General features: G+C 32.3%; 7 protein-coding genes. 1 reads left to right on the forward strand and 6 read right to left on the reverse strand.

Features of this window, described 5'->3' with window-relative positions; all coding sequences use genetic code 11:
- Positions 1–54: 54 nt before the first annotated feature.
- Both AB3G39_RS07840 and AB3G39_RS07845 read right to left on the reverse strand, forming a co-directional pair.
- Entirely contained in the window at positions 55–1134 is a 1080-nt protein-coding gene (locus tag AB3G39_RS07840; RefSeq protein WP_369769799.1) for an efflux RND transporter periplasmic adaptor subunit, read from the reverse strand.
- Between the two features lie 73 nt (positions 1135–1207).
- Positions 1208–2521: a TolC family protein gene (locus AB3G39_RS07845; RefSeq protein ID WP_369769800.1), complete on the reverse strand. Its 1314-nt coding sequence runs from the start codon at positions 2519–2521 to the stop codon at positions 1208–1210.
- Positions 2522–2697: 176 nt separating this feature from the next.
- Between AB3G39_RS07845 and AB3G39_RS07850 the strand changes: the two genes are divergently transcribed.
- Positions 2698–9450, forward strand: a complete 6753-nt coding sequence (locus AB3G39_RS07850; protein WP_369769801.1) for a PAS domain S-box protein — start codon at positions 2698–2700, stop codon at positions 9448–9450.
- Positions 9451–9487: 37 nt separating this feature from the next.
- Here the strand turns inward: AB3G39_RS07850 and AB3G39_RS07855 are convergent, their stop codons facing one another.
- The 4 genes from AB3G39_RS07855 to AB3G39_RS07870 all read right to left on the reverse strand — a co-directional run bounded on the left by AB3G39_RS07855 (position 9488) and on the right by AB3G39_RS07870 (position 13514).
- Entirely contained in the window at positions 9488–10612 is a 1125-nt protein-coding gene (locus AB3G39_RS07855) for an ABC transporter permease (RefSeq protein WP_369752179.1), read from the reverse strand.
- 98 nt (positions 10613–10710) lie between these two features.
- Positions 10711–11817, reverse strand: a complete 1107-nt coding sequence (locus tag AB3G39_RS07860; protein WP_367770904.1) for an ABC transporter permease — start codon at positions 11815–11817, stop codon at positions 10711–10713.
- Between the two features lie 47 nt (positions 11818–11864).
- Positions 11865–12599 (reverse strand): ABC transporter ATP-binding protein, encoded by a 735-nt coding sequence (locus AB3G39_RS07865; protein WP_367770901.1) that lies wholly within the window; start codon positions 12597–12599, stop codon positions 11865–11867.
- A gap of 3 nt (positions 12600–12602) precedes the next feature.
- Entirely contained in the window at positions 12603–13514 is a 912-nt protein-coding gene (locus AB3G39_RS07870; RefSeq protein WP_369769802.1) for an ABC transporter ATP-binding protein, read from the reverse strand.
- Positions 13515–13522 lie beyond the last annotated feature (8 nt).

Below are 13522 nucleotides of genomic sequence, written 5' to 3' on the forward strand. Positions count from 1 at the left end.
TATTTTTTGTTTAAAGTTTAAAGTTTCAGGTTTAACCCAAAAACTCAATACTAATTACTGAATACTAACTTTCGCTCCGTTATACAATTTCCCTTCGGCAAAAACGATATATTGTTCGTTTGCTGATAATCCAGACAAAACTTCTACTTGGTTGCCAAAAGTTTTCCCTATACGCAACCATCTTAAAATCGCTACATTTTCATTACCAATAGTATATATTCCAGTTAGTTGTCCTTGCTGTACTAAAGCGCTTTCCGGAACTAAAATAACAGTACTTTCAGAAGTCTTTGCTTTGTTTTCAACTGGAAACTGAACATTAACAAACATTCCTGACAAGACAGAACTATCTGTTTTATCTAAATTGATTTTTACCAGATATTGACCACCCGTATTTTTAGCAGATAAACTCACTTCGCTCACTCTTCCCGTTAATTTTTCATTAGAGGATTTAACTAAAACTTGTACTGGCATTCCTTTTTTAATAGAAGTGATATCAGTTTCAGAAACCATGGCAGTAACCTCTAATTTAGAAGCTCCTTCGATACTTACTAAAGGCGTTCCTGGGTTAGCCATATCGCCTTCTTTTACAAAAGTATTTGTTACTACTCCTGAAAATGGTGCCGTAATATTAGAATAATTAAATTGTGCTACTACTTCATTTCGCATTTGTTTAGCTCCTTCAAGTCCCGCTTTGGCCATTTCGTAACGAGCAGTCATATCGTCTAGTTCTTTTTGAGAAGCACTTTGTTGTTTGAATAAGTTTGTAAAACGATCATAATCTTTTTTAGCGCTATTGTAACCAGCAGTTGCTTGAAGAATACTAGCGTCTACTTGTGCTTTTTTGGCTTGTAAGTCAGAATTGTTGATGCTTACTAATGATTGTCCAGCGCTTACTTTTTGTCCTATAGTTACATGAACTTTAGTTACATAACCCATCATTCGGGTACTTAAATCGGCACTATTTTCGGCCTCAATTTTCCCACTTGCACTTACAAATGGACTGTTATCATTTTCTGATACTCCGCTTACTTTAACAGCAATTGCAGGAGATTCAGCAACTGCTTCTTTTTTCTCTCCGTTGCAGGATGTTAAAATAAAAAGGGAGATTGAAATTAGTGTTATTATTTTTTTCATGGTTTTTCGTTTGATAATTTTTTGTCTTAAATCTTTATTCTTTTCTCTATATTCTTTGCTCTTTTCTCTATTGTTACTTCGTTAAAAATTGTAAATATTGTTGTGTAAAATTATATTCAAAAACAGATTGTAAGTATTCTAATTCTTTTTTGAACATTTGAGTTTCAGTTTGTAATAAGTCAGTCGTTTTTTCTAATCCTTGAGAAAATCGATTGCTTCTTATTCTGTATGCTTCTTGAGATTGTTCTAAATCCAACTTAGAAAGAGTAACCTTGTTTTCGGCATCATTCAGCTGGCGGTTAGTTTTATTTAGTTCCAATTGGCTTTTGGCTTTGTACTGTTGGGTTTCAATTTCCGCTTTTTGAAAGTCAGCTTTCGCTTTTTCCATTTTTCCTATTGATTTAAAACCATCAAATACATTCCATGATAATTGAGCTCCTACAACATATCCCTTAGCCTTAGTTCCAAAAAGTACGTCGTCATACAATTCATAACTACCAAAAGCATTCAATCGTGGTAAGAAATTCATTTTACTGGAAAGAAACATTTTTTGATAGGCCTCAGTCGATTGATCCATGGCTTGAATATCCTTTCTGTTTTCAGAAAGTGTAGTATCTATATTTTTAATAGTAATCGTGTTTTCTAATTCTTCGGTTGGTTTGTAAACTTTATCACCAATATCTTCATTCAATAAAAAAGCTAAATAATCGGAAGCATTATGCACATTGCTTTTAGCATATTGTAATTGATTTTTAACTTCATTTACGCGTACTTGTACTGAAAGTAAATCTGTTTTTTGCAGCATTCCTTGCTTGAAATAATTATCTATTAATTTCAAATTAGCATCTGCGGTAGCATTCGCTTTTTCTAAAACGGCCACTGCTTTATACGCTAATTGCAATTCCATATACGATTTATTCACCTCTAGCTCGAGATATTCTTTGGTGCGCTCGGTTTGTAATCCGTAAGCATTCATTTTAGCTTTTGCAGCTTGTCTTCCATACATTCCATCTACATTAATTAAGGGCTGTAAAACCTCAATTTTAGTAGCAAAATTTTGTGTGCGATTTGGATTATTTAATAAATTTGGATCAAAATCGGAAGCCGTAAGGATTTCTTGATTTAATTTAGATCCAAAAGCCATTAATGGATTTGTTGTCGAAATGGCAGTATGTGAAGCCGTAATATTGGGTAAGAAAAGAGAATTAGATTGTCTATAATCTGCTTTTGCCGATTTAAAATCTTGTTCGGCGATTTTAATCTGTAAGTTTTTATCGGAGACTTTTTGCGAAAGCTCACTCTTAGAAATAGGCAAAGTTTCTTGACTATAACTAATAGTAGAGATGGAAATTGTTCCTAATAGTACTATTAAATTTATTTTCTTCATAATTTTTATTTCTAATTATTAAGGCAAAGATAAATTCAGAGCTAGGTATGCACAGTAACAAATGTCACATTCAGATTAGGTTTGTGGTTTTATTTGTTTTTAAAAAACTATCAAGAATTTATCTTAACATTTTTTCATTATATTTAGCATATATATAATGATTTTTAATAATGAGTATGAAAGAGAAAAGACCTACATATGAGGAGTTACTCAAAATAACAAAAGATCAAGAGTATGAAATTAGTCGTTTAATTAAAAAAGAACGATTAGTAGCAAATTTTGAGTTCTACTTCAAAGAATCTTTAGACTTAGTGTGTTTAGCTGGGTTTGATGGTTTTTTTAAAGAAATCAACCCCGCTTTTATAAAAATATTGGGTTATACTAAGCAAGAATTGTTGAACACCCCCTTCATAGAATTAGTCCATCCTGATGATGTAGCGAAATCAAATGCTGAATTAAAACAATTAGGACAAGGAATTTCATCATTACATTTTGAAAACAGATTTATCCAAAAAAACGGGGAAATTGTTTATATACAATGGACAACCAGCGTGGATTCTTCAAAAGAAAATATTTATGCAATAGGACGAGATATTACCAAAATTAAAAAAGCAGAGGCTGATTTATTAGAAAGTGAAGAGCTACTGGAAAATGCCCAAAAAATATCAAAAATAGGAAGTTGGGAGTATAATTATGTTGATCATAAAATGATTTGGTCAAACGAATTGTATTCGATTTATGAATTAGAGAAAAAAGATAATCAAGATTTATTTCAGGAATATGTAAAACGATTTTCTAAATCAGATGTAGATATATTTTTAGACAAAATAAAGAAATCTAAAATAGATAAAAAACCATTTGAAGCTGAACAAATTGCCATTATTAGTAAGAATAAAACAAAATGGGTTTATGCTATTGTTTACCCAATTGTCGATGAAAAAGGAGATGTAATTGGTTTAAGGGGGAATACTCAAGATATTAACGAAAAAAGGCAAATTAGAGAAGAACTTGATACAAGAAAACAAACAGAAGCTGAATTAAAACTAAAATTAGTAGAAGAACAGAGTAACCATAAGTTTAAAAATTATATTGAAAATGCACCTGATGGAATTTTTATTGTTGATGAAAACGGCAATTTTATTGAGGTAAATCATGCTGTGACTTTAATGTCGGGTTATTCAAAACTAGAGCTCTTAAAATTATCAATGATGGATTTAACATACCAAGAATCTATGGATGATTTGGGAGTGTGTTTTAATAGGCTAAAAACAGTAGGAGTATCAAAAGGAGAATTTAAAACAGTCCACAAATCCGGAGAAATTAAATGGTGTGGCGTCGATTCAGTAAAACTTTCGGAAAACCGATTTATGGGTTTTGTTAAAGATATTACTGAAATTAAACGTGCAAATGAATTATTGACCAATACTTTTGAGCGTATAACGGATGCTTTTATAGCACTAGATAATGACTGGTGTTATACGTATATGAATAAAAAAGCGGGTGAAATATTTGGTTGTAATCCACAAGAGATGATAGGCAAACATATTTGGACGGAATTTCCTGAAGGAATTGATAAACCATTTTATGCAGCGTATTATAAAGCAAAAAAGGAACAAAAATATATTTATTTAGAAGAACACTATGAACCATATGATTTATGGTTTGAAAATCATATTTACCCATCTCTCGATGGATTGTCCATTTTTTTTAGAGATATAACGGAAGAAAAAATTGCTAAAGAAAAAATTGAAAGTAACGAAAAATATTTTCGTGCTTTAGTTGAAAATAATGAGGGAATTATTACCGTTCTTGACGAAAATTTAAAAACGATATTTCGCAGTCCTTCATCGGAACGATTAACTGGATATAGCAACGAAGAGTTAACGAAAATTTCTGATTTAGATTATTACCATCCAGATTATTTAGAATACATGCAGGAGGTCATCCAAAAAACTGTGGAAAATCCGGGTATACAGAATCAAGTTTTATTTCAGGTAAAACATAAGAATGGACACTATATCTGGTTAAAAGGAATATTGAATAATCTGATTGATAACAGCAATGTAAAAGGTATTGTTGCCAATTTAAAAGATGTCACTCAAAGTAAAATAGCTCAAGACCTAATTGAACAAAATGAAAAACGTTTTAGGGCTTTAGTCGAAAATATTGACGGTATTATAACAGTTGTTGATGAGAAATTAAAGGTTATTTTTAGAAGTCCTTCGTCAAGGAAAATTACTGGATATACGGACAAAGAGTATGATGAGCTTCCTGAATCAGATTATTTTCATCCTGATTATTTAGAGTATATTCATGAAAATTTTAAAAAAATAATAGAGCATCCAAAAGAACCAGTATTTATTTTGTTTCAAGCGAAACATAAAAACGGAGATTATATTTGGCTGGAGGGTGTATTGAATAATAGGCTTCATGATGATAGTGTGAAAGGCATTGTAGCTAACTTTAGAAATGTCACTGATAGAATTAAGTCTAATGAAGCGCTACAAAAGGAAAGAGATAAGTTTGCTAAAATTGCAGCTACTTCACCAGGTTTAATTTATTCCATGCGCCAAAATTCGGATGGTTCATTATGCTATCCATACGCCAGTGATGCCGTAAAAGATATTTATGGATTTAGTTTTGAAGAAATAGAAGAAAATGCAAATAAAATTTTTGAATTAATACATCCTGATGACATTGGTAACGTACTTGCAAAGATTAAAAAAACGAAAACGAAATTAGTACCTCTTAAAGGACAATATCGCTACTATCACCCTGTAAAAGGACTCGTTTGGCATGAAGTAAACTCTTTACCTGTTGTTGAGGAAGAAGGGACCGTGATATGTCATGGAATTGTTACTGATATTACAGATCGAATTAAGGCAGATGAAAAATTACTTAAAGCCAATAGACTTTATTTATTTATAAGTCAGATTAATCAAATGATTGTTAGAACTGTCGATCAAGAAACACTATTTAGGGAAGCTTGTACTATAGCAGTTGATTTAGGTAAATTTAAAATGGCATGGATTGGATTGATTGATCCTCAAGATAAGAGTGTTAAGCATGCAATGATTGCAGGAAATAGCCAAGAATACCTTGATATTATAAAAACAATTACTGCTGACGAAAATACGCCAGAAGGCAATGGTCCAGCAGGGACAGCCATTAGATCAGGGAATTATTGTGTATGTAATGATATTGAAAATGATGTAAAAATGGCACCATGGAAAGAAGATGCATTAAAATGTGACTTTCGATCTATAATGTCAGTTCCTATAAAAAAATTCGGTGAAGTTATTGGCATTTTTACTTTTTATGCGGTTGAAAAGAACTTTTTTGATGCCGAAGAAATTGCTTTGTTAGAAGAAGCAACTGGAGATGTTGCATTTGCCTTACAAAACTTTGAGAAAGAAGAATTAAAAGAAAAAGCGGAACAAAAAGTTTTCGAAAGTGAACAACGCTACCATACACTTACAGAAGTATCTCCAGTTGGGATATTTCGTACTGATGTAGAAGGGTATACGACTTTTGTAAATCCAAGTTGGTGCGAAATTTCTGGTTTGTCATTTGAGGAAGCGATCGGTAATGGTTGGCTTAAAGCACTACATGAAGATGATAAAGTAGGGATTTTAAATGGTTGGGAAAACGCAACTTATATTGGTGAAAAATCATTGTCAGAGTACCGTTTTGTAAGGCCAGACGGTTCGGTATCTTGGGTTATAGGGCAAGCCATTCCTGAGAAAAATGAGAAAAATGAAATAATAGGGTATATAGGTACTATCACAGATATTACAGAACGTAAAAAAATTGAGAGTTTAATTTTAAAAGAAAAACTACTTTCTGAAACAGTAATAAATAATCTGCCGGGAATATTTTATCTATACGATGAATCAGGAAAGTTTTTGAAGTGGAATGCTAATTTTGAAAAGGTAACTGAGTATAGTACGATTGAAATTGATCAGATGGGGCCTTTAGCTTTTTTTGATGAAGTAGAAAAAGAAAAAGTTAAAAAAAGGATAGAAGATGTTTTTGCCAAAGATAATTGTGTAGGAGAAAATAAATTACCAGGTATTGAAATTGAGTTTTATACTAAAAGCAATAAGAGAGTTCCCTATTATATCAACTCTCTTCCTGTAGAGTACGAAGGAAAAAGATGCGTTTTAGGAATGGGATTGAATCTAAGTGAAATTAAAAAAGCTCAAAATGAAATAAAAATAGCCAATGAACGATTTGAGAGAATTTCGGTTGCAACAAATGATGCGATATCCGAAGTTGATCTAGTGACAGGGGAAAATTGGAATAATAAAGCATTTGTTGAACTCTTTAATTTTGGTAATAATGACCAATTAAGTAATACTGATAATAAAGAAATTTGGAGATCTAAACTTCATCCCGATGATAGAGAAAGAGTTATTGATAAACTTGAAAAAGTATACTTAAGTGATGTGAATACTTGGTCAGATGAGTTTCGTTTTCTAAAAAAAGATGGAAATTATGGCTACTTTTTTGACCGTGCTGTTATAATCAGAGATGAATCAGGAAAGGCCGTACGTTATATTGGAAGTATGACTGAAATCACAGAATTACAAAATATAAAACAACAGCTTTTTAATAGTGAAGAAAAATACAGTAGTCTAGTAGAACAAGCATCTGATGCTATTTTTATTAATGATCTTTCAGGTAATTTACTCGAAGTAAATAAAAGTGCTTGCGATATGCTTGGATATACAAAAGAAGAGCTTTGCACAAAAAATCTAACGGATCTATATACAATTGATGAGCTTGCGAGCAGGCCTATTATGTACAATGAACTATTTAGTGGTGACCAAACATCTCTAGAGCGCCATATGATTCATAAAGATAGATCATTAATTCCTGTTGAAATTTCGGCAAAAATGCTAGTTGATAAACGTATTGTGGCAATAGTAAGAGATATAAGCAGGCGTAAGGCATCAGAAGATGAGTTTAAAAAAATGCATAAAAAATTGGAAGCAATTTTAGAAGCTATACCTGATTTATTGTTTGAAGTAGATATTAATGGCCTAATTTATAACTATCATTCTCGCCGCAATGATTTGTTGGCTTTGCCTCCAGACTTGTTTTTGAACAAAAGGTTTTCAGATGTATTACCTTCTGATGTTTCAAATATATGCCAAGAAGCAATTTTAGAAGCTGCAGAAAAAGGCTTTTCTACTGGTCGACAATATTCTTTACAGTTAGAAAACCGCATTCATTGGTTTGAACTGTCAATAGCTCCTATGCAAGAGGGAGAAGATGATGAAATACATTATATATGTTTGTCTAGAGATATTACAAATGCAAAACAATCGGATTACGCACATTTAAAAAGCGAGGAAAGGTACCGTGGTTTAATGAATAATCTTGATGCAGGAATTGTAGTTCATGCTCCTGACACCTCTATAATAGTCAACAATCAAAAAGCAGCAGAGTTATTAGGGTTAAATGATGGGAAAATGATCGGGAAAACAGATGCGGATACCGCTTGGGTGTTTTTTAGAGAAGATAAATCAATAATGGCAATTGAAGAATACCCTATAAACCAAATTATTTCCAATAAAAAATCACTTAAGAATTTCAGAATTGGAATAAATAATCCTAAAACCAAGGATGTTATTTGGCTTTTAGTTAATGGGTTTCCAGAGATTGATGCTAATGGAGAAATATTTGAAGTAGTAATTAGTTTTATCGATGTCACAGAACAAAAGGTGATGGAACTAGAATTAGTAAAAGCCAAAGAACAAGCTGAAACTGCTAATAGAGCAAAGACGGATTTTCTTGCCAACATGAGTCATGAAATTAGAACCCCATTAAATGGAATAATAGGTTTTACTCATTTGTTAATGAAAACAAATCTGGAAAAAAATCAATTAGAATATATGGGTACTGTTAGTGAATCAGCTACAACATTGATGCACATAGTAAATGATGTTTTGGATTTTTCTAAAATTGAATCGGGAAAGTTAGAATTAAGTATTGAAGAAGTAAACCTTTTTGAATTAATTAAACAAGTTGTTGATTTGTTTAAATATCAAGCTGTTCAAAAAGGTCTTAAATTGACTTTTACAATGGATAATAACGTTCCTGAATATGTTTTAGCCGACTCAATAAGATTAAAACAAATATTGGTAAATTTATTGAGTAACGCTTTGAAGTTTACTGATTTTGGAGAAATTAGATTAGATATAAGTGAGACAGGTACATTTAAAGATGATTATTTAGGTTTAAATTTTTCTGTAAAAGATACTGGAATTGGTATAAAGTTAAATAACAATGAAAAAATATTTAACTCCTTTGTACAAGAAGACAATTCAACGAGTAGGAAATTTGGAGGAACAGGTTTGGGGCTAGCTATTTCCAATAATTTATTAGCTCTAATGGACAGTAAATTACATTTGCAAAGTGAATATGGGGAAGGAAGTAATTTTTACTTTGATGTTAAATTAAAAAAAATCACTCCTACAATAGTTAACGTATTAGATTTTGGAAAATCTTCAATTGAGACGGAAAGTATACCTTCAGAAATTTTGAATAATAAGAGAGTGCTAATTGTTGAGGATAATAAAATCAATATGCTTTTGGCGAAAACATTGGTAAAAAGATTAATTACAAATTGTATTATTTTTGAAGCTAAGGATGGGAATGAGGGAGTTGAAATGTATGTGAAGGAGAAACCGGATGTTATATTAATGGATATTCAAATGCCAAATAAGAATGGATATGAAGCCGCTTATGAAATTAGAAAATTGGAAGGGGATACATCAAAAACACCAATAATTGCTGTTACTGCAGGTATTTTGACCGGAGAAAAAGAAAAATGTTTTGAATCAGGAATGGATGATTATCTCCCAAAACCGATCATTATTTCTGATTTAGAAAGCATGCTTTTAAAATGGTTAAATAAATAGGATTAATTCGCAATTACTATTAAGTCAATTGTGATTTCTAGTTTGTTTTTTTATAGCTCCAAACTGCAAATCCGTTAATAACAAAAGCATAAAAAGCAATTATAAAAAAAGGAGTGGAAATTTCGCTAAAAGTAGCTCCTTTGAGCATTACCATTCTAATAATCTCCACAAAGTAGCGTATTGGGTTGAATAGGGTGATTTGCTGTGCCCAGTTGGGCATGCTTTCAATTGGAGTGAATAATCCGCTCATCAAAATAAAAATAACCGTAAAAAACCAAGCGATGAACATGGCTTGTTGTTGGGTTTCGGTATAATTAGAAATAAACAAACCAATACCAAGAATAACTAATAAATAGACCGAAGTAAATAGGTAGATTAAGCCAATATTCCCTATTATAGGAATGTGAAATACTAATCTTGCTATGGTCAAGCCTACCGTTAAAATAAGTAATCCTAAAACCCAAAATGGAAACAGTTTTCCTATAATGAATTGGTGTTTTTTAATAGGCGTCACGTTGATTTGTTCCAAGGTTCCTATTTCTTTTTCACGAACAATATTCATGGCGGATAGGAAAAGTGTAAGCATCGTCACTAATAAAACTAAAATCCCCGGAACCATAAGAGTCTTGTAGTTTAAAGTATTATTAAACCAGAAAGAGGGAATTGTAATAATATTTTGAGGCTGTATGTAGGATCCCTCATTGTATTGATACAATTGGCTTTGTATTTTTTGATTGTAACTGGCTATAATTTGAGAGATATAGACATTTTCTACGCCGGCCGCAGCTCCATCTATGGCATTGATGCTAACTGAAAGTGTCGATATTTTGTCGGTTATTAAATTGCGTTCAAAATGATTTGGGATTTCTAAGATGACATCGACTTTACCTTTTTGCATTTGTAGATTGGCTTCCTTTTTTGAAGGATAATCAGCTACAACAATAAAATAATTTGAGGATTGAAATTTACTTATCAATTCTCGTGAAGCTCTAGAATGGTCACTGTCTACATAAGAAAATTTAATATTTTTTACTTCAAAACTAGCTGCATTGGATAAAATCAGCAACTGAATAAATGGCAAAATAAATATAATAGGCAACATGGCTTTATTTCTAAAGATTTGTCGGAACTCCTTTTGTATGATGAATAATATTGTTCTCATTTTTTATTTTTTAGCCCTGGTTGAAGTGGAAATCCTTTTCTCTCGTTTTTTTAAGAGAGAAAAGATTGAAGCGTAAAACAGGAAATATCTCCTAAAACTTATTCTAATCTTATTTTATATTTTTTAATGCTTAATGCAATGAAAAATACGGTCATTACTATTAAAATCAGTGTTTCTTTCCAGACGATAGCAATAGAAGCGCCTTTGAGCATTATTGCTTTTATAATAATGATAAACCACTTTGCAGGTATAATGTTACTGATGATTTGTAAGGGCAGAGGCATACTGGAAATAGGAAATATAAATCCAGATAATATAATTACAGGCAACATTAATCCCATCAATGAAAGCATCATGGCAGTTTGTTGTGAAGCAGAAATGGTTGAAATTAATATTCCTAATGAAAGTGCGGTGATAATGAATAAAATACTCTCTAGTGCCAATAGAAATAAGCTGCCTTGGAGTGGCATTCCAAATACGAAAATACCTAAGGTCAATATTACAATTGCGTTTACAATAGACAGGAAAATATAAGGAAATACTTTGCCAAGTATGACTTGTAAAGGATTTAGTGGCGAGACAAGGAGTACCTCCATTGTGCCTAATTCTTTTTCGCGAGTGATTGAAATGGAGGTCATCATTGCCGAAACCAGCATTAATATCACCGTCATTACCCCAGGAACAAAGGTGAAAACGCTCTTGAGTTCTGGATTGTAGTACAGTTGAGTTTGGGTTTGTATTTGATAAGCAGGTTGGTTTATTTTATTGATTTCTTGCAGGTAATTTTGCAAAATGGCATTGATATAATTGGTAATTGTATTGGCAATATTGGGATCAGTGGCATCCGTTATGACTTGTACTTTTGCTAATTTTTTGGTTTGTAAATCTTTAATAAAATGGTTTTGAAAAACCAAAACGGCTTTTACTTTTCCTTTTTTAAAGATGGATTCAATCTGAGTTTCACTACTAATTTCTTGTTCGATATGAAAGTAGGGAGAAGCACTGATTTTATTGATTATTTTTTGAGTTTCGGTATCTTTTGATTGATCCAGAATAGCAATATTGACATTATTGATTTCGTTAGTAATAGCAAAGCCAAACAGCATAATTTGGGCAATAGGCATCCCAAAAAGGATAAACATGGAGCGTTTATCTCTAAAAATATGGTAGAATTCTTTGGTTACAAAACCGATAAATCGTTTCATTTTTTTTGTTTTACTTTCTACTTCTCTTTACTCTTTACTCTTTGTTCTTATTCAATATTCCGCGCTAATTTTAAAAATACTTCATTCATAGAATCCACATTATACTGTTTTTTCAAATTTTTCGGGGTATCCAGCGCTTCGATTCTACCTTCCACCATGATAGAAACTCGGTCGCAATATTCGGCTTCATCCATATAATGTGTAGTTACAAAGAGGGTAGTTCCTTTGTGTGCTTCTGCGTAAATCATTTCCCAGAATTGCCTTCTAGTAATGGGATCCACACCGCCTGTAGGCTCGTCTAGAAATACAATTTTAGGTTCGTGCAATAAAGCGACTGAAAAAGCCAGTTTTTGTTTCCAGCCCAATGGCAGCGAACCAACCAGTTTATCAGCAACGGCTTCAAGTTGTAATTCTTGAATCAATTGATTTGTTTTTTCTTTGATTTGCGTTTTGTTCAATCCATAGATTCCACCAAAAAAAGTGATGTTTTCCTTTATGGTTAAATCATCATACATTGAAAATTTTTGACTCATATAACCAATACTTTTCTTCACCATTTCTGAATTGGTTTTGACATCATAACCGGCTACGATTGCTTCTCCTGAGCTGGGTTTTGAAATTCCTATAAGCATTTTCATGGCAGTGGTTTTACCCGCACCGTTTGCTCCTAGAAAACCAAAAATTTCTCCTTTATTCACTTCAAAAGTAATAGCGTTCACTGCGGTGAAAGCACCAAATTTTTTGCTGAGGTTTTTTACAGATATGATTTTTTCTTGGCTCAAAACTTATTGATTTAGGTTGGTTAAATCCATAAATACATCTTCGATTGTAGTTTTTGAAATTTTTATTACAATGTCTTGATGATGATTATTATGCAAATATTTTTCTAATTCCTGCGTATCGAAAAATTCGTTTTTATCAATGTAATGAATGTATTCCCCAAAGGCAAAAACACTGTATTGAGTTGAATAATTTTTTAGATCTTCGATAAGTTGGTAGGTGTTTTTTGCCTGAACAGCATATATTGTTTTTTCATAGTTGTCAATAATGTTTTGTGGACTGTCAATTTTTAAGATACTTCCTTTTTGGATCAATGCAATTCTATCGCACAAAGCCGCTTCGTCCATGTAGGGTGTAGAAACAAGAATGGTGATACCTTTTTGTTGTAATCGTTTCAACATTTCCCAAAACTCTTTTCTAGAAACGGGGTCTACACCAGTGGTAGGTTCGTCGAGAAATAATACTTTGGGTTTATGAATTAATGCGCAACATAAAGCCAATTTTTGTTTCATTCCGCCCGAAAGTTTTCCAGCGCGTCTGTTTTTAAATGGGGCAATCTGTACGTAAATCTCTTTGATGATATCGTAGTTTTCTTCAATTGTAGTACCAAATATGGTGGCAAAAAAGTTAAGATTTTCTTCTACAGTCAAATCTTGGTACAACGAGAATTTTCCAGGCATATATCCTACCACATTCCTTATGGATTTATAGTCATTAACAACGTCAAAACCAGCTACAGTAGCAGTGCCTTCATTGGCAAGTAGGAGTGTAGTGAGAATTCTAAACAAGGTTGTTTTTCCGGCGCCATCAGGTCCAATAAGTCCAAACAATTCCCCTGTCTTCACTTGAAAAGTAATGGAGTCCACCGCAACAGTTTTTTGGTAGGATTTTGAAATATTTTGAACTGAAATACTCACGTTACAAA

Source organism: Flavobacterium sp. WC2416 (genome assembly GCF_041200095.1).
GTDB lineage: Bacteria > Bacteroidota > Bacteroidia > Flavobacteriales > Flavobacteriaceae > Flavobacterium.